21 protein-coding genes and 1 tRNA gene are annotated in these 23,703 nt (G+C 69.5%); 8 read left to right on the top strand and 14 right to left on the bottom strand.

All coding sequences use genetic code 11. The features are described 5' to 3' along the window. Positions 1–21: 21 nt before the first annotated feature. Positions 22–1,020 carry a TerC family protein gene (locus tag Vse01_RS05175; protein WP_093401477.1) on the bottom strand — a complete coding sequence of 333 codons (999 nt, stop codon included), beginning with the start codon at positions 1,018–1,020 and terminating at the stop codon, positions 22–24. Positions 1,021–1,213: 193 nt separating this feature from the next. Between Vse01_RS05175 and Vse01_RS05170 the strand changes: the two genes are divergently transcribed. Next, the gene (locus Vse01_RS05170) at positions 1,214–1,507 is read left to right on the top strand and encodes an antibiotic biosynthesis monooxygenase family protein (RefSeq protein WP_093401613.1); all 294 of its coding nucleotides are present in this window, start codon (positions 1,214–1,216) and stop codon (positions 1,505–1,507) included. A gap of 172 nt (positions 1,508–1,679) precedes the next feature. Here Vse01_RS05170 and Vse01_RS05165 read toward each other — a convergent pair whose 3' ends face one another. After that, entirely contained in the window at positions 1,680–2,534 is an 855-nt protein-coding gene (locus Vse01_RS05165) for a helix-turn-helix domain-containing protein (protein ID WP_093401478.1), read from the bottom strand. 110 nt (positions 2,535–2,644) lie between these two features. After that, positions 2,645–4,753 carry an excinuclease ABC subunit UvrB gene (gene uvrB, locus Vse01_RS05160; protein ID WP_093401479.1) on the bottom strand — a complete coding sequence of 703 codons (2,109 nt, stop codon included), beginning with the start codon at positions 4,751–4,753 and terminating at the stop codon, positions 2,645–2,647. A 409-nt stretch (positions 4,754–5,162) separates the two neighbouring features. Here uvrB and Vse01_RS05155 point away from each other — a divergent pair, with 409 nt between their 5' ends. Then, positions 5,163–6,749, top strand: coding sequence for a hypothetical protein (locus tag Vse01_RS05155; RefSeq protein WP_093401480.1), 1,587 nt, complete (start codon positions 5,163–5,165; stop codon positions 6,747–6,749). 41 nt (positions 6,750–6,790) lie between these two features. Here Vse01_RS05155 and coaE read toward each other — a convergent pair whose 3' ends face one another. Both coaE and rpsA read right to left on the bottom strand, forming a co-directional pair. Next, the gene (gene coaE, locus Vse01_RS05150) at positions 6,791–7,972 is read right to left on the bottom strand and encodes a dephospho-CoA kinase (protein WP_093401614.1); all 1,182 of its coding nucleotides are present in this window, start codon (positions 7,970–7,972) and stop codon (positions 6,791–6,793) included. A 240-nt stretch (positions 7,973–8,212) separates the two neighbouring features. After that, a complete protein-coding gene (gene rpsA, locus Vse01_RS05145; protein WP_093401481.1) occupies positions 8,213–9,706 on the bottom strand; it encodes a 30S ribosomal protein S1 in 1,494 nt (497 codons plus the stop codon). A 325-nt stretch (positions 9,707–10,031) separates the two neighbouring features. Here rpsA and Vse01_RS05140 point away from each other — a divergent pair, with 325 nt between their 5' ends. The 4 genes from Vse01_RS05140 to Vse01_RS05125 all read left to right on the top strand — a co-directional run bounded on the left by Vse01_RS05140 (position 10,032) and on the right by Vse01_RS05125 (position 12,135). Continuing rightward, the gene (locus Vse01_RS05140; protein ID WP_093401482.1) at positions 10,032–10,838 is read left to right on the top strand and encodes a class I SAM-dependent methyltransferase; all 807 of its coding nucleotides are present in this window, start codon (positions 10,032–10,034) and stop codon (positions 10,836–10,838) included. 65 nt (positions 10,839–10,903) lie between these two features. After that, on the top strand, positions 10,904–11,506 hold the full coding sequence (locus tag Vse01_RS05135; protein WP_373870637.1) for a Uma2 family endonuclease: 603 nt from the start codon (positions 10,904–10,906) through the stop codon (positions 11,504–11,506). Between the two features lie 64 nt (positions 11,507–11,570). Then, complete coding sequence (locus Vse01_RS05130) at positions 11,571–11,789, top strand: hypervirulence associated TUDOR domain-containing protein (RefSeq protein ID WP_093401484.1); 219 nt, start codon at positions 11,571–11,573, stop codon at positions 11,787–11,789. After that, positions 11,776–12,135: a DUF3140 domain-containing protein gene (locus Vse01_RS05125; RefSeq protein ID WP_093401485.1), complete on the top strand. Its 360-nt coding sequence runs from the start codon at positions 11,776–11,778 to the stop codon at positions 12,133–12,135. Before Vse01_RS05130 ends, Vse01_RS05125 begins: the two co-directional genes overlap by 14 nt. 18 nt (positions 12,136–12,153) lie before the next feature. Here the strand turns inward: Vse01_RS05125 and Vse01_RS05120 are convergent, their stop codons facing one another. The 9 genes from Vse01_RS05120 to Vse01_RS05080 form a co-directional block, all read right to left on the bottom strand. Continuing rightward, on the bottom strand, positions 12,154–12,558 hold the full coding sequence (locus Vse01_RS05120; RefSeq protein WP_139233064.1) for a hypothetical protein: 405 nt from the start codon (positions 12,556–12,558) through the stop codon (positions 12,154–12,156). Between the two features lie 118 nt (positions 12,559–12,676). Next, the gene (gene polA, locus Vse01_RS05115; protein WP_093401487.1) at positions 12,677–15,376 is read right to left on the bottom strand and encodes a DNA polymerase I; all 2,700 of its coding nucleotides are present in this window, start codon (positions 15,374–15,376) and stop codon (positions 12,677–12,679) included. A gap of 107 nt (positions 15,377–15,483) precedes the next feature. Beyond that, entirely contained in the window at positions 15,484–16,194 is a 711-nt protein-coding gene (locus Vse01_RS05110; RefSeq protein ID WP_093401488.1) for an ABC transporter ATP-binding protein, read from the bottom strand. Beyond that, positions 16,184–17,122 (bottom strand): ABC transporter ATP-binding protein, encoded by a 939-nt coding sequence (locus Vse01_RS05105; protein ID WP_093401489.1) that lies wholly within the window; start codon positions 17,120–17,122, stop codon positions 16,184–16,186. The genes Vse01_RS05110 and Vse01_RS05105 overlap by 11 nt, the downstream gene beginning before the upstream one ends. Further along, on the bottom strand, positions 17,115–18,260 hold the full coding sequence (locus tag Vse01_RS05100) for a branched-chain amino acid ABC transporter permease (protein WP_232511008.1): 1,146 nt from the start codon (positions 18,258–18,260) through the stop codon (positions 17,115–17,117). The genes Vse01_RS05105 and Vse01_RS05100 overlap by 8 nt, the downstream gene beginning before the upstream one ends. A gap of 8 nt (positions 18,261–18,268) precedes the next feature. Then, positions 18,269–19,252 carry a branched-chain amino acid ABC transporter permease gene (locus tag Vse01_RS05095; protein WP_093401491.1) on the bottom strand — a complete coding sequence of 328 codons (984 nt, stop codon included), beginning with the start codon at positions 19,250–19,252 and terminating at the stop codon, positions 18,269–18,271. A gap of 66 nt (positions 19,253–19,318) precedes the next feature. Next, positions 19,319–20,473, bottom strand: coding sequence for a branched-chain amino acid ABC transporter substrate-binding protein (locus Vse01_RS05090; RefSeq protein ID WP_093401492.1), 1,155 nt, complete (start codon positions 20,471–20,473; stop codon positions 19,319–19,321). 364 nt (positions 20,474–20,837) lie between these two features. Then, positions 20,838–22,040: a hypothetical protein gene (locus Vse01_RS05085; protein ID WP_139233065.1), complete on the bottom strand. Its 1,203-nt coding sequence runs from the start codon at positions 22,038–22,040 to the stop codon at positions 20,838–20,840. Positions 22,041–22,111: 71 nt separating this feature from the next. Next, positions 22,112–22,732, bottom strand: coding sequence for an ANTAR domain-containing response regulator (locus tag Vse01_RS05080; RefSeq protein ID WP_093401494.1), 621 nt, complete (start codon positions 22,730–22,732; stop codon positions 22,112–22,114). Between the two features lie 81 nt (positions 22,733–22,813). Here Vse01_RS05080 and Vse01_RS05075 point away from each other — a divergent pair. Together Vse01_RS05075 and Vse01_RS05070 are read left to right on the top strand one after the other, a co-directional pair. Further along, a tRNA-Leu gene (locus tag Vse01_RS05075) sits at positions 22,814–22,896 on the top strand. Between the two features lie 278 nt (positions 22,897–23,174). Continuing rightward, positions 23,175–23,678, top strand: coding sequence for a hypothetical protein (locus tag Vse01_RS05070; protein ID WP_232511009.1), 504 nt, complete (start codon positions 23,175–23,177; stop codon positions 23,676–23,678). Positions 23,679–23,703: the final 25 nt, after the last annotated feature.

Raw genomic sequence — 23,703 nt, 5'->3', positions numbered from 1 at the left:
CCGGTGCGGCTCGAAGCCGGCTCAGCGGCGGGACTCGGCCAACTCGCGTCGCCGGTCCCGCGAGGACCTGATCAGGCTCGCCGCCGTGGCCACCGCCAGGGTGCCCAGGATGATCAGCAGGGACAGCCAGATCGGGATGTGTGGTGCCCAGCCGACGTGTTCGCCACCGTTGACGAACGGGAGATTGTTCTCCGCCAGCGCCTCCAGGATCAGCTTCACCCCGATGAAACCGAGCACCACCGCGAGTCCGTGGCTCAGATAGATCAACCGGTTGAGCAGCCCACCGAGCAGGAAGTAGAGCTGCCGCAGCCCCATCAGTGCGAACACGTTGGCGGTGAAGACGAGGTACGGCTCCTGGGTGATCCCGAAGATCGCCGGAATCGAGTCGAGCGCGAAGATCAGGTCGGTGGTGCCGATGGCGATCATGACGATGAGCATCGGCGTGAACATCCGCCGGCCGTTCTCCCGTACGGTCAGCCGGGCGCCTTCGTAGCCCCGGGAGATGGGCAGCGCCCGCCGGCTCCAGCGGATGAGGACGTTCTCGGTGAACTCCTCCTCGCTCGACTCGCCCTGCCGGGCCAGGTTGATAGCGGTGTAGATCAGGAACGCCCCGAAGACGTAGAACACCCAGGTGAACTGCGAGATCAATGCCGCCCCCGCGGCGATGAAACCACCCCGCATGACGAGCGCGAGGACGATGCCGACGAGCAGCACCTTCTGCTGGTACTGCCGGGGCACCCCGAAGCGGGCCATGATGATCACAAAGACGAAGAGGTTGTCCACCGAGAGGCTGTACTCGGTCAGCCAGCCGGTGTAGAACTGCCCCGCCACGCTCGCCCCGGCGGTGAGCCACAGTCCGCCGCCGAACAGCAGGGCCAATCCGACGTAGAAGGCGACCCAGAGGCTCGACTCCCGCACGCTCGGCTCGTGCGGCCGGCGCCCGATGATGAGCAGGTCCACCACGAGGACCGTGGTCAGGGCTGCGAGCGTCGCCGCCCACACCAGTCCGGACACGTTCACAGTCTCATTCCTCCGGTCGCCACCCAGCAACCGGCACACGGTACGCCCTGTCGGGTGAGGTGGGTGCCCCACCCCCTTTGGGCATCCTAGGAGGATGGGTTACCGGGGTGGGTGATGGCCCCGCGCAGGAGACGGTGGACGGAGATGCCGGCCAGCCGGCATGGTGCCGGCAGCGATGTGGAAGGCTGCCGGCATGGTCCTTGAGGTTGCGCTCATCGATGTCATTCCCGGTCACGAGGAGGCGTTCGCCGCCGCGTACGCCCAGGGGCGCCCGTTGCTCGCCGGCACGCCCGGCTGCCGCTCGGTACGCATGACCCGGGGCCTGGAGTCACCCTCCCGTTTCGTGCTGCTGGTCGAGTGGGACACGGTCGAGGCACACGAGCAGAACTTCCGGGCGACGGAGCGTTTCGCCGGTTGGCGGGAGTTGATCGGTCCGCACTTCGCCGCGCCACCGCGAGTCGAACACTTCGTCGACGTACCCGCGTGACCGACACCGGATCATCACCACGCACCGAACCGAGAAAGTGTCACACCGTCCACCTATCGTGCGTCTCGCGTCGGCACCGGCCCCGACGGCTTCGGGGGCGCCGGGTCCGGTCCCGACGCCACGACCGTGTGTGGACCTGCCGCCCCCTGTGATGGGTGGCAGGTGCAGTTCGTCATCCGTCGAGCCGGCGGGACAGCAGCCGCACCGTCTCCTCCTCCGGCAACGCCGTCTCCAGCAGACAGTCGGTCATCCGTTCGTACCGGTCGACGTCGGTCGCGGTGGTCAGCCGCACATCGGTGGTCAACGCCTCCAGCATCACCGTGCGCGGGTCCGCCGGGTCTGGGAAGGAGTAGCAGGAGAACGGGGTCAGCGGCAGCGGGCGCCGGCCCGCACCGACCTGCAGCAGCCGGATCGTCACGTGCGGCAGGGCGGCCAGTTCGAGCAGCTGCCCCACCTGCTCGCGCCACACCTCCACCGGGTCGTCGCCCGGCTCGCAGGCCACCTCGGTGACCAGCGCCGTGTAGCGGGGCGGTTCGACACGACGCAGCACCGCCTGCCGGGCGGCCCGGGCCCGCAGGTCGGCCTCCACGTCCACCGTGGGGTCGATGAGCTGACCGGCGACGATGCGCAGCCGGGCGTACGCCGGGGTCTGCAGCAGCCCGGGCACGATCACCGGCTGGTACTCCACGATGCCCGCCGCCCCGGCCTCCAACTCGGCGTACGTGCGCTGCCGCTCGCTCATCTCCCCCAGGGACTTCCACCAGCCCCGGCTGGTCGCCGCGTCCCGGGCGATCACGATCAGGGCGTCGCGCTGCAACGACGGCACCTCATAGACGTCGAGCAGGTCGAGCACGTCGGCCAGGTCGGGCCGGCTCTGCCCCAGCTCGATGCGGGACAGCTTGGAGGTGGACGCCCAACCGAGTCGCTCACACACCTGTTCCAGCGTCAGCGCCTCCCGTCGGCGTAGCTGACGCAACTCGGCGCCCAGTCGCGCACGTCGAATGACCGGACTTGTTGGCAACGGCATCCCTGCCTCCCCACCGAGGGAGAGTACGCAGGGCGATCACTTAGCGCAATAGGACGCTCGCATTCCGCTATTGCCCCACCGTAGGATGTGGATTGCCCGGCTGGCGGCGCCTACCGCACGCCGGCGGCGTCCATCCCCCGCAACTCCTTCTTGAGGTCGGCGACCTCGTCGCGGATCCGGGCGGCCAGCTCGAACTGCAAGTCCCGCGCGGCGGCCAGCATCTGGTCGTTGAGCTCCTGGATGAGCTGCGCCAGCTCGGCCCGCGCCATGCCCTCGCGGGCCGGGGTGGCGGTGCCGCCCCGAGCTCGGCTGCGGGTCTCCTTGACCGGCGCCTTGCCGCGCGACAGCTGCCGCACCGCACCGCCGACCCGGGTCGCCTCGGTGTCCTCCGCCTCACGGTAGATGTCGTCGAGAATGTCGTGGATCTTCTTGCGCAGCGGCTCCGGGCTGACTCCGTGCGCCTCGTTGTGGGCGATCTGCTTGGCCCGCCGCCGGTTCGTCTCCTCGATCGCGTCGGCCATCGACGGGGTGATCTTGTCCGCGTACATGTGCACCTGGCCGGAGACGTTACGGGCCGCCCGGCCGATGGTCTGGATCAACGACCGGCCGCTGCGCAGGAAGCCTTCCTTGTCCGCGTCCAGGATCGCCACCAGCGACACCTCGGGCAGGTCGAGGCCCTCGCGCAGCAGATTGATGCCGACCAGCACGTCGTAGTCGCCCCGACGCAACTCGCGCAGCAGCTCCACCCGGCGCAGGGTGTCGACCTCGGAGTGCAGATAACGCACCCGGATGCCGTTCTCCAGCAGATAGTCGGACAGATCCTCGGCCATCTTCTTGGTCAGCGTGGTGACAAGCACCCGTTCGTCGCGCTCGGTCCGCAGCTTGATCTCGTGCATCAGGTCGTCGATCTGCCCGCGGGTCGGCTTGACGACCACCTCCGGGTCGACCAGACCCGTTGGGCGGATCACCTGCTCCACGAACTCGCCCTGGGCGTGCTCCAGCTCCCACGGGCCGGGGGTCGCCGACAGGAAGACCATCTGGCCGACCCGCTCCAGGAACTCGTCGAACCGCAGCGGCCGGTTGTCGGCGGCGCTGGGCAGCCGGAACCCGTGATCGATAAGCATCCGCTTGCGCGAGGCGTCCCCTTCGTACATGCCGCCGATCTGGGGAATCGTCACGTGCGACTCGTCGACCACGGTGAGGAAGTCGTCGGGGAAGTAGTCCAGCAGGCAGTGCGGCGGGCTGCCGGGCAGCCGGCCGTCGATGTGCATCGAATAGTTCTCGATGCCCGAGCAGAAGCCCACCTGCCGCATCATCTCGATGTCGTAGGTGGTGCGCATCCGCAGCCGCTGCGCCTCCAACAGCTTGCCCTGCCGTTCCAGCTCGGCCAGCCGCTCGCCCAACTCCGCCTCGATGTCGCGGACCGCCCGTTCCATCCGCTCCGGGCCGGCCGCGTAGTGCGTCGCCGGGAAGATCAGCAGATGGTCCACCTCACGCACCACGTCACCGGTCAACGGGTTGAGGTAGTAGAGCTTCTCCACCTCGTCACCGAAGAGCTCGATGCGCACGGCGAGTTCCTCGTACGCCGGAATGATCTCCAGGGTGTCGCCGCGGACCCGGAAGGTGCCCCGCTGGAAGGCCATGTCGTTGCGGGTGTACTGGATGTCGACCAGACGGCGCAACAGTTGGTCCCGGTCGAGGTCCTGGCCGACGGCCACCCGTACCGCGCGGTCGAGGTACTCCTCCGGGGTGCCCAACCCGTAGATCGCCGAGACGGTCGCGACCACCACCACGTCGCGGCGGGTGAGCAGCGACATCGTCGCGGAGTGCCGCAGCCGTTCGACCTCCTCGTTGATCGAAGAGTCCTTCTCGATGTACGTGTCGGTCTGCGGGATGTACGCCTCGGGCTGGTAGTAGTCGTAGTAGGAGACGAAATACTCCACCGCGTTGTCCGGCAGCAGCTCGCTGAACTCCTTCGCCAGCTGGGCGCAAAGCGTCTTGTTGGGTGCCAGCACCAGCGTGGGGCGTTGCAGCCGCTCGATCAGCCAGGCCGTCGTGGCGCTCTTGCCGGTGCCGGTCGCGCCCAGCAGAACCGTGTGCCGGTCGCCGCGACGCACCCGCCGCTCCAGGTCGTCGATCGCCGCCGGCTGGTCACCGGCCGGCTGAAAATCACTTATGACCTGGAAACGGCCGTCGAGCCGGGGTATGTCGAGCGCCATGACGTCAACGGTACGCCGGGGCTATGACAGCCAGGCCCCTTCCGGCCCCCGGCGACCCGGCGGACCGCCAGGTCGACAACGGTGGGGGCGCTGTTCGGCTCGGCGCGGCCGGCGGGCCGCGTCGGCGGACCCGCCCCACCTTTCGGACGACTACGTGCGGCACCTGATCGGCTTCGATATTCGCATTGTGTGGTTCTTCTCACCCGGCTACGCTTTTCCTGTAGGCCGCTCGCGGCGGCCGACCGGGCCGGTGGCGGGCCGCACAGGCCACGCCGCCCCCGGCACCGAGGGTCGCAGCACCCGGCATGCCTGGCGTGCGCACCGGACGTGGTCGCGCGGATCGCGCTGACCGGCCGCCGCGAGCGCCCCTGCTCGTCACCCCGGCATGCTCCGGGCCGTTCATCCTCCCGTGGAGAACAACTCACGACCGCCGTCCGACCGCCGCCGCGCGCCCAACCGCCGCCACCGCGCCGGCATCGTGCCACCCGCGGTCCTCCACCTGGGCAGCACCGAGACGGCCGGCCGGACACCGCAGTCACGGCCGGGCATCCGCCGGGCAGTGGTCTCCGGCGGGCTGCTCGACCTGGCCGCCGGCAACCGCGCCGACGAGGAGGACCTGGCCGGGGCGGCCACCGGGGCCGACGGCCCACGGCGCGCGGCCAACCGCCGACGTCGTCTCACCCTCGCCGGGTTGACCCTCACCGCGGTGCTCTCCGCCGTGATGCTGGTGACCACGTTGGTCAGCTGGACGCCGGACGGGCCGCCGCCACGGGACCTGACCACGGCCGAACGGGAGCGCCTGGCCGTCATGCGGGTGACCAACTATCGCGAGCTGCGCGCCGGGTTGCACGTCACCGCCGGTGCTGGTGCCGCCCGCACCGACCTGCTCGGCTGGGTCGACTGGTCCCGGGGGCTGGCCTATCTCGACGTGGGTGGCCCCGGCGCAGGCCCGTCGCGCGGTCTGGCCCAGGCCACTCCCACCGTGCTGGTGATCAGGCCCGACCCGACGGCGGTACCGACGCCGGCCATGCCGCCGCTGGTGCCACCGGCCGACGGTTGGCGGCTACCCGCGGACCGGGGGCTCGATCCGCTACTCGGGATGATCTTCGCGCTCGCCGCCGACCGGCCCGACGAGGTGGACGGCTGGGTCGGCCGCTGGCTGGACCGGGAACACCTCAACGGTGAGCCGGTCGACGTGCTGGAGGTGTCGACGCCGGGCTCCGGTGCGTCGCCGAGCCGCGAACCCGCTGCCCCGGCCGACGCCGCCGCCCCGGTCCGCTACTGGCTGGACCGGGCCGGCCGGCTGCACCGGGTACAGGCCGACCTCGCCGGAATCGGACCCGTCACGGTGGTCCTGAACCGGGCGGACCGACCGACGTTGCGGCCGGTCGAGGCGCTCGGCGGCCGACCCGGCCTGCCCCGCGCCCTGACCGCCACCGAGCGGGACCGCTGGCGCCGGCTGCCGGCCCGCCTGCGCACCGCCGGCGGGGCAACGGCCACCCTGACCATGCCCGTCTCCACCGCCACCAACCTACGTGGCAGCGGTTGGCTGAGCTGGAAGTCGGGCAGCGCCTACCTCGGCGTCACCGACCTCGACGCGGACGGTCGACGCACCCTGGTCCGCCACCACGGCCGCAAGGTCACCCGGATCGACGGCACCGGCGACTCGGCGCGTCCGCCGCTGCCGCCGCCGGCCGCCGGCTGGCGGGCGGGACCGCACCGCACGCAGGCTCTCGACCCGCTGGTGGCTGCCGCGCTCCAGGCCGCACAGCGCACCGGCGTCCAGGGCAGCGCGCGACGGCTACGCGGCGACACCCTCGCCGGCACCACTGTCGACGTGGTGCAGGTCGACACGGCCCGCGGGCCGCTGCGCTACTGGGTCGACCGGTCCGGGATGCTGCGCCGGCTGGAACTGCCGACGCGGGCGGGCGCCTGGGCGCAGCTCGACCTGGCCCCGGGCCGGGTGCCACGGCTGACGCCGCCGCGGCAGCGTTGACCGGGCCATCGGACGCCCTCCCATGCGACCCCGACGAACCGTCAGGGATGCCAACCGGTGCGGGCGGCCCACTCCTCCGCCCGGAGGTGCTCCTCGTCGAACCACGGGTCCTTCGCCGTGGCGTACGCGCCGCTGTCCGGCGCGGACGCGGCCAGTTCCCGCTTGAGCACCAGGTACGCGGCCCGCTGGTCGGGATCGGCCCGTAGGTGATCGCGCATCAGCAGGGCGTACCGCCAGCCCGGCGAACCGGTCACCCGCACGTGCAGGTGGACGGGGCGGGCCGGGTCCGCGCTGCCGTGCAGCCGCTTCGCCCACTGGCCGCTGCCGGCCGGTCGGGGACTGTCCCACCACTCGCCCGGCAACCGCGGGAAACCGGCGTCGGCCAGCCGCTCGGCCAACACACCGTCGGCCTCGGCGAGGGACGGCACGCTTAGCTGAATGTCGATGACGTCCTTGGCGGCCAGGCCGGCGACGGCGGTCGAACCGATGTGATCGATCCGCAGGTCGGCCGGGGCGATGGCGTGCCGGATCCGGTCCGCCAGCCGGGCGTACTGTCTCGGCCAGGTCGGGTCGGGATCGGCCAGCCTGACCTGGTGAAGTCGCACCGCCCGCCGATGACGGACGTTGGTCTCGAAGGGCACCAGCCGGTCGCGCCAGAGCGCGTCAACCGACTCGTGCAGTTCGTCGAGGGTGCCCTCGTTGGTCAGCAGCACGTCCGCCACCGCCGCGCGGCGGGCGTCGTCGGCCTGGGCGGCGATCCGACGCTGCGCCTCTGCCCGGCTCATCCCCCGGTCGCGCGCCAGCCGCGCCAGCCGGATGTGGACCCCGGTCTGCACCACGACCACCAGGTGGTACGCGGGCGCCAGTCCCACCTCGGCCAGCAACGGGACATCGTTGACCACCACGGCGTCCGGCGAGGCGGCGGCGGTCAGTTCGACGGTACGGGCCCGGACCCGGCCATGGATGATCGCCTCCAGCCTGCGTCGGGCCGGTTCGTCGGCGAAGACCAGGTCACCCAGGGCAGCCCGGTCCAGCGCCCCGTCGGCGTCCAACACCCGGTCGGAGAAGGTGGCGACCACCTCGGCGAGCCCCTCGGTACCGGGTGCGACGACCTCCCGGGCGAGCTGATCGGCGTCGATGAGCACGGCACCCCGCTCGACAAGTCGTGCCGCCACCGCGCTCTTGCCCGAACCGATCCCGCCGGTCAACCCCACCCTCAACACGGCACCAGTCAACCCGATCACCCCACCCCCGCCAACCCCCACCCCGCCCGCCCCAGCGTTGATCATGAGGTGGCGGCACTTGTTGATCGACTACTGCCGCCAACTTCATGATCAACGGGGATGAGGAGGGCCCCGCCCCGACCCGGGTGTTCCGGGTCGGGGCGGGGCCCTCCGTTGTCAACCGACAGATCCAGGTCGCGGCGCGGCGTCAGACACCCCGCGACTGGACGTGCCGCAGATTCACTTGCCGCCGGCGAGCTTCTCCCGCAGTGCGGCGAGCGCCTCGTCGGTGGCCAGCGTGCCCGCCGGCTCCTCGGCCTGCCGGCTCGGGGCCGCGCTGGTCGAGGTGGTGGTGCCGCCGCCCGTGGGGGCGGGCTGCGGGTTGGCAGCGGCCTCGGCCTCGGCGGCCCGGGAGGTCTGCACCTGCTTCTGGTGCGCCTCCCAGCGCTGCCGCGCCTCGGCGTACTGGTTTTCCCAGGTCTCGCGCTGCTTGTCGTACCCCTCGAGCCACTCGCCCGTCTCCGGGTCGAAGCCCTCCGGGTAGATGTAGTTGCCCTCGGTGTCGTAGGTCGCGGCCATGCCGTAGAGGGTCGGGTCGAAGTGCTCCTCGCCCTCGACGAAGCCCTCGTTGGCCTGCTTGAGCGAGAGCGAGATCCGGCGACGCTCCAGGTCGATGTCGATGACCTTGACCATGACCTCGGAGCCGACCTGAACGACCTGCTCGGGGATCTCCACGTGCCGCTCGGCCAGCTCGGAGATGTGGACCAGACCCTCGATGCCATCGTCCACCCGGACGAAGGCGCCGAACGGCACCAGCTTGGTGACCTTACCCGGCACGATCTGCTGGATCGCGTGGGTGCGGGCGAACTGACGCCACGGGTCTTCCTGGGTCGCCTTCAGCGACAGCGAGACCCGCTCGCGGTCCAGGTCGACGTCCAGGACCTCGACCTCGACCTCCTGGCCCACCTCGACGACCTCGGACGGGTGGTCGATGTGCTTCCAGGACAGCTCGGAGACGTGCACCAGGCCGTCCACGCCGCCCAGGTCGACGAAGGCGCCGAAGTTGACGATCGAGGAGACGACGCCCTTGCGGACCTGCCCCTTCTGGAGCTTGTTGAGGAACTCGGTACGCACCTCGGACTGCGTCTGCTCCAGCCAGGCCCGGCGGGACAGCACCACGTTGTTGCGGTTCTTGTCCAGCTCGATGATCTTGGCTTCGAGCTCGCGGCCGACGTACGGCTGCAGGTCGCGCACCCGACGCATCTCGACCAGGGAGGCCGGCAGGAAGCCACGCAGCCCGATGTCGAGGATGAGGCCACCCTTGACCACCTCGATGACGGAACCGCGGACGACGCCGTCCTCGTCCTTGATCTTCTCGATCGTGCCCCAGGCCCGCTCGTACTGCGCCCGCTTCTTGGAGAGGATCAGCCGGCCCTCCTTGTCCTCCTTCTGAAGGACAAGGGCCTCGATGTGGTCGCCCACCGAGACGACCTCTGCCGGGTCCACGTCGTGCTTGATCGACAACTCCCGAGAGGGAATGACACCCTCGGTCTTGTAGCCGATGTCGAGCAGGACCTCGTCCCGATCGACCTTGACGACGGTGCCTTCGACAATGTCGCCGTCGTTGAAGTACTTGATGGTCTCGTCGATCGCGGCGAGGAAAGCCTCCTCAGAGCCGAGATCGTCGACGGTGACCTTGGTGGCGCTCGAGGGGGCCTCGATGCTGCTCGTCATGTGGGCGGTTGCTCCGGTCGGATGGTGTGTCACAGCAGGCTGGTGTCGCGGTGACCTGTGCGCGCCAACGGATCCGTCGGCGGGCCCACCTGGATATCGCTGAACGAGATCTTGATGTGACTCCGTCGACCGCGCACCTGCTCCCTGCCGAGGCACACGATCCGCGAGCGCATCGTCTACCCTACCTGCTGCATTACCACAGCGTGCAAGCCCTCCCGTCTACTCATCGGCGCACCAGCAGCGAAAGCGGAGATTTCGACCAGAGATGCCGCGGGGGCGACGGGCCGCCGCCGGCCCCACCGCAGTGAGGGCCTAGCGTGGCCTGGTGGACGACGAGGACCGGGTGACCCGGCGTCGGGTCGGTGATGCCGAGGCACGCACCGCCAACCGGCGCTGGTGGGACGCCGACGCCGACGCGTACCAGGCCGAACACGGCAGCTTCCTGGGCGACGTGGACTTCGTCTGGTGTCCGGAGGGGCTGCGCGAGGCCGACGCCGGGCTGCTCGGCGAGGTGACCGGGCGGCAGGTGCTGGAGGTCGGCTGCGGTGCCGCCTCCTGCTCCCGCTGGCTGGCCACCCAGGGGGCCCGGCCGGTCGCGGTGGACCTGTCCGCCGGCATGTTGCGGCACGCGACACAGGCCAACGCCCGCAGCGGGGTACGCGTGCCGCTGGCGCAGACCGACGCGCTGGCGTTGCCCTTCGCCGACCAGACCTTCGACATCGCCTGCACGGCGTTCGGCGCGGTCCCGTTCGTCGAGGACTCGGCGGCACTGATGCGCCAGGTGCACCGGGTGCTGCGTCCCGGCGGCCGGTGGGTCTTCTCGGTCACCCACCCGATGCGCTGGATCTTCCTCGACGATCCCGGGGAGGGCGGGTTGACCGCCGTGCACTCGTACTTCGACACCCGGCCGTACGTGGAACTGGACGAACACGGCCGGGCCAGCTACGTCGAGCAGCACCGCACCCTCGGCGACCGGGTACGCGAGCTGGTAGGTGCCGGGTTCCGGCTGCTGGACCTGGTGGAACCGGAGTGGCCGGAGGGACACGAGGGGATCTGGGGGCAGTGGAGCCCGTTGCGCGGCCGACTGTTTCCCGGCACCGCCATCTTCGTCACCGAGAAACCGGCCCGCTGAGGAACGACGCCGTGCCGGACGGTCAGTGCGACGCCGTCGTCCCCGGGTGGCGTTACGCTCACCACATGAGCGCCGAGCCCATCCCGACATCACCTGGCCCCTGGTGTCCGGACCCGATGCGGCAGCAGCGTGCGGACTACACGCTGGAGGACCTGCTCGCCCTGCCGGACGACGCCCCCCGCGTCGAACTCGTCGACGGAGTCATCCACGTGACACCCTCCCCCACCCTGGGCCATCAGGACATCTCATTCCTGCTGACGTCGTGGTTGCGATCCCACGCGCCAGCGCACCTGCGTGCCGCCCAGGCGATCGGCGTCGGGCTCAGCCACAACACCAGCCGACAACCGGACGTGCTGCTCTGCCGCGCCGGACTGCCCGCCGACCGGTCCCGGCTGCGACCAGCGGACGTCGTGCTGGCCGTCGAGGTCGTCTCGCCGGGTACCCGCCGCGTCGACCGGTTCGCCAAGCCGGGCGAGTACGCCGCCGCCGGCATCCCCTTCTACTGGCGCGTCGAGCTGAACCCGGTGCACGTGTACGCGTACCGCCTCGGCGACCGGATCGGGCCGGGCGGGGAACGGCAGTACGAACTCGTCGCCGACAGCGCGGAGCTGATCGAGCTGACCGAGCCTTTCGAGATCAAACTTCCGGTCCGCGACCTCACTCCATAGCCCCGACCGTGCACGTGACCCGACGGCGGCGTTTTCACCGACCGCCCCCGGGTACCCGAACACCATGGCCGACCAGGAGTTCCGCAAGGGTGACCACGTCTCCTGGGCCAGCCACAGCGGCCGGGCCCACGGTGTGGTCAAGGAGAAGCTGACCGAACGGACCCACGTACGCGGGCACCCCGTGAACGCGTCACCGGAGCAGCCGCAGTACCGCATCCGCAACGACGACTCGGGTCGGGACGTGGCCCACCGTCCGGAGGTGCTGCGCCGTGAGCAGTCGTGACGACCCGGACCAGACCTACCGGGAGTTCACCGAGGCGGTGAACATGAAGCCCGGCGAGTTGTCGAAGTGGCTGGAAACCGACGAGTCCAAGCAGGTCGGCTGGCACAAGGGTGGCCGGTCCGGCGGTGGCGAGTCAGTGGGTCACGAATCCGGTCGGCGAATCATTGAGCTGCTCCGCCGGAAACGGGGCCAGCTGAGCGCCGCCGACTACACACACATGCGCAAGGTCATCGGGTACGTGCACCGCCACCTGGCGCAGCGGCCCTCCGGCGACGTACAGGACACGAAATGGCGTTGGTCCCTGATGAACTGGGGCCACGACCCGCTCAAAGCGAGCCGGTCGTGACCCCGGTACTGCGAGCGGTCAGGCGATCTTCATGTACGAGCCCGTGAACGACCCGGTCTCGACATGCCAGTGGACGTGGTACGGCCCGTTACCGGCCGGGTACCTGGCCGAGCCGAGCGTACGCAGGGTGCCGTCGCACACCGCGTAGTTGATCGTACGGGCGCCGTTCGGGTTGTTGATGAGATGGATGTACGTCTCGCTGTGATAGTTGCCGAGGCAGTAGTAGGAGACCGCCCGCTTCGAGTGGTACGTGCAGGTACGCGGCCCGTCCGGATACTTGCTCGACGCACCCAACGAACTGCCCTGTGGGAAGTTCGTGACGATCGTGTTCGTCGGGTACGCACACAGCGCCAACGGTGCCGGATCGGCCGCGTGCGCGGCGGTGGGCGCGGCAACGGCGAACGCCACTACCACCGCGAGCATGCCGAGCACCCGAGACATTCGTAACAAAGATTCCTCCCCGTGATCAAACTTGGGGGGAGCCTAACAGCCGCTACGCGAAAATGTGTCCCCTGTGGAGGGAACCGCGCTGGCTCGTCACTCAGTGGTCGGCGCTGTTCCAGTCGCGGCCGTCGCCCACCGACACCTCCAACGGCACTGACAGCGGGTACGCCCCACCCATCTCGCGCCGGACCAGTTCCTCAAGCACCGTCCGTTCTCCCGGCGCGACCTCGAAGACCAGCTCGTCATGCACCTGCAACAGCATCCGGGAACGCAGGCCGGCGTCCCGCAATGCGGTGTCGACGTGCAGCATGGCGACCTTGATGATGTCCGCCGCGGAGCCCTGGATCGGGGCGTTGAGCGCCATCCGCTCGGCCATCTCCCGACGCTGCCGGTTGTCGCTGACCAGGTCGGGCAGATACCGCCGACGGCCGAGGATGGTGGAGGTGTAGCCGTCCTGGCGAGCCCGGGCGACCACCTCCTGCAGGTAGTCGCGTACCCCGCCGAACCCGGCGAAGTAGTTCTCCATCAACCCGCGTGCCTCCTCGGCGCTGATGCCGAGCTGCTGGGACAGGCCGAAGGCGCTGAGCCCGTACGCCAAGCCGTAGTTCATCGCCTTGATCTTGCGCCGCTGGTCCGGGGTGACCTCGGCGAGCGGCACCGTGAAGACCGACGAGGCCGTCGCGGCGTGGAAGTCGGCGCCGGAGTTGAACGCCTGGATCAGCGCGTCGTCGGCCGACAGGTGCGCCATGATCCGCATCTCGATCTGGCTGTAGTCGGCGGTGAGCAGACACTCGAAGCCCTCCCCCACCACGAAGGCACGGCGGATCCGTCGCCCCTCCTCGGTGCGGATGGGGATGTTCTGCAGGTTGGGCTCGGTGGAGGAGAGCCGGCCGGTGGCGGCCACCGTCTGGTTGAAGGTGGTGTGGATGCGCCCGTCGTCGGAGACCGACTTGAGCAGCCCGTCCACCGTCGACTTGAGCTTCGCCACGTCGCGGTGCCGCAGCAGGTGGGCCAGCACCGGGTGCGGGTTCTGCGCGTAGAGCCACTGCAACGCGTCCGCGTCGGTGGTGTAACCCGTCTTGATCCGCTTGGTCTTGGGCAGATTCAGCTCGCCGAAGAGGATCTCCTGTAACTGCTTGGGTGAGCCGAGGTTGAACTCCCGCCCCACCGCCTCGTACGCACCCTGCGCGGCGGCCTTCACCTCGGCTGCGAAGTGCGCCTCCAACTCCGTCAGGTAGTCGGTGTCGGCGGCGATGCCGGTGCGCTCCAGCTGCGCCAGCACCCGCATCAGCGGCAGCTCGACCCCGGCCATCAGCCGGGCCGACTGCTCCCCGTCGCGGGACAGCTCCGCGTCGATCGCGTCGGCCAGGTCGAGGGTGGCCCGGGCGTGCAGCATCAGGTTCTGCTCGGCCTCGCTGTCGCCGCCGAGCCCGTCGAGAGTCAGCTGCCCGGTCTCGGGGGCGTCGACCCGCAGTTCCCGGTGCAGGTAGCGCAGCGCCAGGTCGGTGAGGTCGTAGGACCGCTGATCGGGGCGGGCCAGGTAGGCGGCGATCTGCGTGTCGCGGGCGATGCCGGCGAGATCCCAGCCGTGCGCGGCGAAGGCGAGCACGGCCGGTTTGCTGTCGTGCAGCACCTTGGGCCGGGTCTCGTCGGCCAGCCACGCCGCCAGCGCCGCCTCGTCGCCGGCCTCCAGCTGGCCCGGGTCGAACCAGGCCGCCGCACCGTCGGCGGTGGCCAGGGCCATGCCAGTGACACTTGCGGTGTGCCGGCGATTCGGGCCGGTGTCGAGCTTGACCGCGACGCCGACGCCGGTGCCGGCCGGCGCGTGCGTCTCCAGCCAACCCACGAGCGCGCCGGGCGCGGACAGCACCTCGCCGGCCAGGTCGAAGCCCGACTCCGCCTCCGGCTCGACCGCTTCGAGGTACTGGTAGAGGCGGTCCCGCAGGATGCGGAACTGAAGGGTGTCGAAGACCTGGTGCACCGCCTCGCGGTCCCATCCCTGCCAGCGGGCGTCCTCGGGACGCAGCGGCAACTCCAGGTCGGCGACCAGCTGGTTGATCTCGTAGTTGCGGATCACATCGGCGAGCCGTTCCCGGAGACTGTCGCCGGCCTTGCCCTTGATCTCGTCGGCGCGGGCGATGACGCCGTCCACCCCGCCGTACGTGTTGATCCATTTCGCGGCGGTCTTCGGGCCGACGCCGGGGATGCCGGGGAGGTTGTCGCTGGTCTCGCCGACGAGGGCGGCCAGGTCGCGGTAGCGGCCGGGGGTGACGCCATACTTCGCCTCGACCGCAGCCGGGTCCATCCGGGCCAGGTCGGAGACGCCCTTGCGCGGGTAGAGCACAGTGATGTGCTCGTCGACGAGCTGGAAGGCGTCCCGGTCGCCGGTGCAGATCAGCACCGGCATGCCCTGGTCGCGGGCCTGGCAGGCCAGCGTGGCGATGACGTCGTCGGCCTCGTAGCCCTCCTTCTCCACCACCGGGACGCGCAGCGCTGCCAGGATCTCCTTCACCAGGCTGACCTGGCCCTTGAAATCGGTCGGGGTCTCGCTGCGACCCGCCTTGTACTCCGCGTACTTCTCGGTGCGGAAGGACCGGCGGGAGACGTCGAAGGCGACGACGATGTGGGTCGGCTGCTCGTCGCGCAACACGTTGATCAACATTGAGGTGAAGCCGTAGACCGCGTTCGTCGGCTGCCCGGTCGTGGTGGAGAAATTTTCCACCGGCAGGGCGAAGAACGCCCGGTAGGCCAGGGAGTGTCCGTCGACGAGAAGCAGGCGCGGGGTCGTAGCTGTCACGGCTGCGACTCTAGTCCGTACCGCCGACAAGGCTGGCGCGGCAGCACCGGAACGCCGCCGGCCGCCCACCCACGAGGGACGGACGGCCGACGCCGGTACGACACACCTCAGGCCACGCCCAGGTACGCCTCCTTGATCGACGGGTCGTGCAGGAGTTCCTGACCGGTGCCCTCCTTGACGATCCGACCGGTCTCCAGCACGTACGCCCGGTGGGCCCGGGAGAGCGCCTGCTGGGCGTTCTGCTCCACCAGCAGCACCGTGGTGCCCTGCTGGTTGATCTCCACGATGATGTCGAAGATCTGCTGGATGATCATAGGAGCGAGACCCATCGACGGCTCGTCCAGCAGCAGCAGCTTCGGTCGGCTCATCAGCGCCCGTCCGACGGCGAGCATCTGCTGCTCACCGCCGGAAAGGGTGCCACCGGCCTGCTTACGCCGCTCACGCAGCCGGGGGAACATCTCCAGCACCCGCTCCAGGTCGGCGGCGATGCCGGCGTGGTCGCGCCGGGTGTACGCCCCCATGTCCAGATTTTCCAGCACGGTCATGCCGGGGAAGATCTGCCGACCCTCGGGCGACTGGCACAGGCCCCGGACCACCCGCAGGTCGGCGCGGAGCTTGCTGATGTCCTCACCGTTGAAGGTGATCCGGCCGCCGGACAGCGACCGGATACCGGAGATCGCCCGCATGGTGGTGGTCTTGCCGGCACCGTTGGCACCGATCAGGGCCACCACCTCACCCTCGTTGACGGTGAGGCTGATGCCGTGCAACGCCTCGATCCGGCCGTACGAGACGCTGACGTTGTCCAACTCAAGCAGCATCGGCGGACTCCCCCAGGTATGCCGCGATCACCCGCGGGTCTCGGCTGACCTCGTCCGGCAGGCCGTCGGCGATCTTGCTGCCGAACTCCAGCACCACGATCCGGTCGGTGACACCCATCACCAGCCGCATGTCGTGCTCGATCAGCAGCACGGTGACGCCGTTGTCGCGGATCCGGCGGATCAGCCCCAGCAGTTCCTCCTTCTCGGCCGGGTTGAACCCGGCCGCCGGCTCGTCCAGGCAGAGCAGCTTCGGCTCGGTGCCGAGCGCCCGGGCGATCTCCAGCCGCCGCTGGTAGCCGTACGGGAGGTTGCGCGCCGCGTCGTTGGCCCGGTCGGCGATGCCGACGAAACGCAGCAGCTCCATCGCCTTCTCCTCGGCCGCCCGCTCCTCCAGAACGTAGCGGGACAGGCCGAAGGTCTTGGCGAAGGACCGTCGCAACTGCTGCCAGGTACGTGCGACACCACCGGCGGCGGTGACCTCCGGCAACTGCTCCGGCGTGGGCCGCACCCGGTAGAGCCGGAACAGCGCGCCGGGCACGCTCGTCTTGTGCCGGGAGTCCGTCCCGACCATGACGTTCTCCAGCGCCGACATCTCCGGGAACAGCCGGATGTTCTGGAACGTCCGGGAGATGCCCAGCCGGCTGATCTGGTGCGGCTTGCGACCGGTGACCCGTTCGCCGCCGAACCGGACCGCACCCGAGGTCGGCTTGTAGACCCCTGTCATCACGTTGAAGCAGGTGGTCTTGCCGGCACCGTTGGGCCCGATCAGGCCGAGGATCTCGCCTTCCTTGATCTCGAAGTTGACCTCGTTGAGCGCGACCACACCACCGAACCGGAGCGTGACGTTGTCGACCTCCAGGAGGTTCCTGGCCGGTCCCGGTTGGGCCGGGATCTTCGGCGCCGCCGGGGTCTTCGTCTCATCAGACATGAGCGGGCGCCTCCTCTGCCTCCGCCGCGCGGTCCTTCAGCTCACGGGCCCGCCGCCGGCTCGGGATCAGGCCCTGCGGACGCAGGATCATCACCAGCACCATGGCCAGACCGAAGGCCAGCCACCGGTAGTCGGCGATCTCCCGGAACCGCTCCGGCAGGTACGCCAGCAGCACCGCACCCACCGACACGCCGACCATGTTGCCCGACCCGCCGACCACCACCATCGCCACGAACAGGATGGAGAGGTTCACGTTGAACTGGGTCGGGTCGATGAAGGCGTACCGGCTGGCGAACAGGAAGCCGGCGAAGCCGCCGAGCGCCGCGCCGATGGCGAAGGCCCAGAGCTTGAACTTGAACGGGTAGACGCCCATCACCGCGGCCGCGTCCTCGTCCTCCCGGATGGCCAGCCAGGAACGACCGACCCGGCTGTGCTCCAGCCGCCGTACCGCGAAGACCATGAGCAGCACGACGGTGATCGCCAGCCAGTACCACGGCTTGATGTCGATCAGGCCGAAGATCTGGTTGTCCGGCGAGGGCGGTCCCTCCGGGCCGGGAATCGCCGAGATGCCCTGCGGGCCCCGGGTGACGCCCTCCAGGTTGCGGGCCACGATGCGGATGATCTCACCGAAGCCGAGCGTCACGATGGCCAGGTAGTCACCGCGCAGCCGCAGCGTCGGCCAGCCCAGCAGCACCCCGGAGATCAGCGCCAGCACCAGTGCGATGAAGGCACAGATCGCCCAGGTCACCGCCCAGGTGGGCGGCAGGTCGAACTCCCGCTGGAACCACTGCACCACAGGCGAGTTCACCGAGCCGAACAACGCCACCGCGTACGCGCCGATGGCGAAGAAGCCGATGTAGCCGAGGTCGAGCAGACCGGCCAGGCCGATCACCACGTTGAGGCCGATCGCCACCAGCACGTAGACGGCGCAGGTGAAGAGCACACCCGCCCAGTTGCTGCCGCCCGAGATCGAGTCGGTACGCAACCAGGTGAGGCCGGGGATGCCGAGCAGCGGCAGGTAGTAGAGGAACACCACGAAGGCGACGAACGCCAGGGACCGCTGCCACTTCGGCAGCGCGCGCCACCGGTCGCCGACCGCGTGCAGGGCGTTGACCCGACCGCGGTCCAGCTCTCGCATCTTGTTGATCATGCTCGGGCCCTCCCCAGCGATTCGCCCAGAATGCCGGTGGGCCGGAACATCAGCACCACCACCAGCACCACGAAGGCGATGACGTCCTCCCAGCTGGACTGGAAGAGGGTGGCGCCGTAGACCTCGACGATGCCGAGGAACAGCCCGCCCACGAGCGCGCCACGCAGGTTACCGATGCCACCGAGCACGGCCGCGGTGAACGCCTTGAGACCGAGCACGAACCCGATGCTGTTCTGCGTGAAGCCGAAGCGCATGCTCCACAACAGCGCCGCCGCGCCGGCCATGATGCCGCCCAGCACGAAGATCAGCATGATCACGCGCTCCTGGTTGACGCCCATCAACGCCGCCGTCTCCGGATTCTGCGCCACCGCCCGCACGCCCCGGCCGTACCGGGTGCGGTTGATGAACCAGTCCAGCAGCGCCATCATCACCACGGCGGAGACGAACACGATCAACTGAATGTTGGTGATCGACGTGCCGAAGATCGTGAAGAGCGTCTTCTGCTCGATGATCGTCGGCATGCCGAGGATGATCCGGGCCCGACCGAAGATCGAGGGCACCGCCTCGCCCAGCAGCTTCGGCAGCACCAGGCCGAAGATCTCCACCAGCACCAGCGACAGGCCGATGGCGGTGATCAGGAAGATCAGTGGCGGCGCGTTCTTACGCCGCAGCGGGCGGTAGGCGATCCGTTCGATCGCCAGCGCGGTGCCGCCCGAGGCCAGCGCCGCGACTATCAGGCCGAGCACCAGGAGCAGCACCGCCTGGCCGATCGGCGGGTTGTTCTCCACCCCGAAGGCGGTCCACAGGCCGAGCACCGCGAAGGTGCCGACCATGAACACCTCGGAGTGAGCAAAGTTGATCAGACGCAGGACGCCGTACACCAGGGTGTAGCCCAGGGCGATCAGGGCATAGATCGCCCCCTTGGACAACCCGTCGACGGTGTGCTGGCCGATGTGGCCGAAGAGATCGTCGAAATTCACCAAGGTCTCCTTGCATGGAGCGCGGCCGGGGCAACGAACAACCCCGGCCGCACTCGGTGCCGGTCGTCAGCTGAGCTTGAGCTCCTGCAGCGGCTCGAACGCCGTGCCCTTGATCTCGTACGACCAGATGACAACCCGCGACGGGTCAACGTCACCGTTGGCGTCGAACTTGATGTACTTCGACACGCCCTGCTTGTCGTAGTTCTTCACGTACTCCAGGATCTCGGCGCGGCTCTTCTTGCCGTCCTTGAAGGCGTCCACGAAGATCTGCGCGGCGTCGAAGCCCTCAGCACCGTAGGAACCCGGCGCCTGGCCGTACGCGGCCTGGTAGTCGGCGGTGAAGGTACCGCCGGCCTTGTCGGCCGGGAGGCACGGGCAGGTGATGATGGAGCCCTCGGCACCGCCGGAGGCACCCGCCGGGAAGGCCGGGTCGTAGAGACCGTCCGGGCCGATGAACTTCGCCTCGACACCGGCGGCACGCATCTGGCGGACCAGCGGCGCGGCCTCACGGGTGTACCCGCCGTAGAAGACGAAGTCGGCGTTCGCCGCCTTGATCTTCGAGATGGTGGCGTCGAACTGCGCCTGCCGCTCCTGGATCTTGTCGCTGGCGGCGATCGTGGCGCCCAGGTTCTTGGTCAGCTCGGCGGTGATGCCGGCACCGTAGGCGCTGGCGTCGTCGATCAGGAAGACCCGCTGCGCGTTCTGCGACTTCAGGTAGGTCGCCACGGCGCCCGCCTGGGTGCCGTCGTTGCCGACCACCCGGAAGAAGGACTTGTTGCCCTTCTGGGTCAGGTCGGTCCGGGTCGCCGACGGGGCGACCATCACCAGACCGGCGGCCTCGTAGACCGGCATGGTGGCGTCCGACTCACCGGAGAAGTGACCGCCGATGACACCGAGGAACGAGGCGTCACCCGCAACCTGGTTCGCCACCGGAGTGGCCTGCGCCGGGTCACCCTGCGTGTCGAACTCGACCATCTCGATCTGGCAGTCGGCGTTCGCGTCGTTGTGCTGCTTGATCGCGAGCTTGGCGCCGTTCAGCGACGGCAGCACCAGACCCGCGTTGTCACCACTGAACGCGCCGAAAATGGCGATCTTGCCACCGCAGTCCCCGGACGCGGTGTCATCGCCGTTGCTGCCACCGGTGTCCTGGCAACCCGCGGCTGCCACCAGCACCGCGGCGAGCGCGGCAGTACCCAGCGCCCTTGAATAGCTTCGCCTCACGGCTTCCTGACCTCCTCCAGAAGCAGGACAGGTACCTGATCCGGGCGGCGGCGACGGCTGTGGCGCGGCACCACCGGCCCAGCAAGGACACCCCCTGCATTACGGCTCGTGATGGCGGAGCGTACCCACACTCCTACGGTCTCGGAAGAGTCAGAGGCGGGGTCTGCGAAACCGTTACGAAGACGACCCCGAATGCCGCCACTCCCGTAACAGGTCAATCCGCTGACCGGTCGTTGAGCGGCTGCCCGTCCGCCACTCGGGACGTCGTCGATCACCCGAACGGACCTGTACCGAACGCCGAGCACCACAATCGGACGTCGCCGTACGATCAACCGAAGCAGCTACAGAAAGTAGCCGAATGGACTCACTGTGGCGTCGCCGGAAACTGGGCGCCCCAGAGCGACGTGGCCGAGCCGTCGTCCACCGCCAGCAACCACCGTTTGTCGTCCGCCGCCAGGCTGACACTCCGGTCCGCCCCCACCGGTGCCGGCACCGGCAACTCGACCACCCGCCACCGGTCGCCCCGGTCGTCCGACAGCCACCCGCCGTACCGCTCCCCGTCGGAAACCACCGCCACGATCCGGCCGGCCCCGGCGGCCAGCCCACCGACCGAGGGCACCCCGCCGGCCACCCCGCCGAACCCACCGGCCGCCGTCCAACCCGTCGGCTCCTGACGCCACGCGCCGAACCCCCGGCCCCGCAGCCCCACCCCCACCGGCGCGCCGTCGACCAGGACCACCCGCTGCATCTCCTCGTACGCCTCGGTGCCGGCCAGTACGGTGCGACGCCAGCCACGCCCGTCCGCCGACGTCCACGCCACCGGATCCCGGTCGATGCGGCCCGGAACCAACAGCCCACCCACCGCCAACCACCCCGACGACCCGGCCACCGCATCGAACGCCCAGGTCACACCCTGCTCGTCGGTGGACAGCTCCGGCGCGCCCTCGATCAGCGTGAACTCCGCAGCGTCCGGCGAGACCCAGGCCGCCGCACCGCTGGCCCGGTTGCCGACGATCAGCCAACCGGCGGGACCGGCGGCCAACCGGGAGACATTCACCGCCTTCGGCCCGCCGTACAGCTCGAACGACGCCGCCACCTCGACCAGCGTGCCGTCCCCCCGCTGCCACCAGGTGCTCACCCGCGGATTGCCGTGCGCACCACCCACCTTGCCCCCGACGGCAGCAGCGCGCCCGTCGCGGCAGGCGATCGAGAACAACACGCTCCGCCGTCCGTAATAGGAATCGGCCACCACCGGCACCGGCGTCCACAGGGCACCGTCCCGGCTGGACCACGCTGCCGGTCGGGCGGCACCGGCCCCGTCGGCAACCGCACCCGCCGCATACCAACGGCCCGCGCAGACAGCCAGATCCCGCACCACGATCCGGCCCGGCCCGTCGGGCGACGGCAGCTGGACCCGCTGCCACACCAGCGACACCGGGTCCGGCTCACCGGTCTCACCGCCGGCTGCGGGACAGCCAGCCAGCAGCACCACGAGCAGGCCGCACACCACGAGGAAGAAGCGACGACCAGCAGAGCGCCGGGGACGCGCGAAGCACCGAACGCCCATACGGCCAGATGCTAGCGGCGCCAACGAGCCTCGGCGATGGGCATGACCACGGCGACCCGGTCGACAGTCGGTCAGGAGGCCGGCTCGGCCACCTCACCGCCGGCGGTCTCGGCGAGGATCCGCTCGGAGACCTCCTTCATGGTCATCCGGTGGTCCATCGCGGTGCGCTGGATCCACTTGAACGCCTGCGGCTCACTCATGTTGTACGTGGTCATCAGCGCGCCCTTGGCCCGCTCGACGGTCTTGCGGACCTCAAGCCGATCGGTCAGCCCGGCCACCTCGGCCTCGAGCGCGGCGATCTCCGAGTAGCGGGAAAGGGCGATCTCCACCGCCGGCACCAGGTCACTCTTCTGGAAGGGCTTGACAAGGTACGCCATCGCACCCGCCGCGCGAGCCCGCTCCACCAGATCACGCTGGCTGAACGCGGTCAGGATGATCACCGGGGCGATCCGGGCACCGGCAATCCGCTCGGCGGCCGCCAGCCCATCCATGATCGGCATCTTGATGTCGAGGATCACCAGGTCGGGCTTGAGTTCCTCGGCCAGCCGGATGGCGGTCTCGCCGTCACCGGCCTCGCCGACCACCTCGTAGCCCTCCTCGGCCAGCATCTCGGCCAGGTCCAGCCGGATCAGCGCCTCGTCCTCGGCGATCAGTACCCGCCTGCGCGCGGCATCCGTCTGCGTCTCGGCCACGAGCCACTCCCACCATCGTTTCCGGCACGGCTACCACCCATGCTCCCGCACGAGCGTAGTCGGGTACAGTAAGCCCCACCCGCCGGGATGGTGGAACGGCATACACGGAAGTCTCAAACACTTCTGCCCGAAAGGGCTTGCGGGTTCGAATCCCGCTCCCGGCACTCCTGTCATACACGCGTTCGATGATGCTGACGTGCATCCTCCCGAAATGCGGAAGCGCGTCCGTGCTCTACGTGCCCAGGGCCACAACATCCGCTCGACGGCCCGTGCCCTCTCGCTCCCCTACACCACCGTGTGGCACTGGTGTGTCGACCGGCCGGAACCCGTCATCGCCGGAAGTTCGGCCCGCTGCTTCCGTTGCCTCCCGGATGAGGACGGTCCCTCCGATCCATCGGCCTACGCCTACCTCCTCGGTCTCTACCTGGGAGACGGTCACCTCGTGACCAGCGCACAGGTACCGGTTCTGCGCATCTACTGCTCCGACACCTGGCCGAACCTGATCTCCCTATGCGACGAGGCCATGCGCGCCGTGCTGGCAGCCTCCGTGCAACGCGTGCAGAAACAGGGCTGCGTTGGGGTGCAGAGCTACGGCACGCACTGGCCCTGTCTGCTGCCGCAACACGGACCCGGCAAGAAGCACGAGCGGCGGATAATTCTCGCCGACTGGCAGGAGCGCATTGTCCGGACGGTCCCCGGCGCCTTTCTGCGCGGCCTGTTCCACTCCGACGGTTGCCGGATCGCGAACCGGGTCACCGTGCGGGGAAAGACGTACGTCTACCCGCGTTACATGTTCGTCAACGAGTCCACCGACATCCTGGGCCTCTGCCAGTGGGGACTGGACCTGCTCGGCATCGCCTGGCGGATGAACCGTCCCAACAGCCTCTCGGTCGCCCGGCGGGAGGCGGTCGCCGCGCTCGATCGCCACGTCGGCCCGAAGTCGTGAACCGCGCGGACACCGCCGACCGACG

This window comes from Micromonospora sediminimaris, from assembly GCF_016863575.1.
GTDB lineage: Bacteria > Actinomycetota > Actinomycetes > Mycobacteriales > Micromonosporaceae > Micromonospora > Micromonospora sediminimaris.
This window is presented reverse-complemented; position numbering and strand designations above follow the sequence as displayed.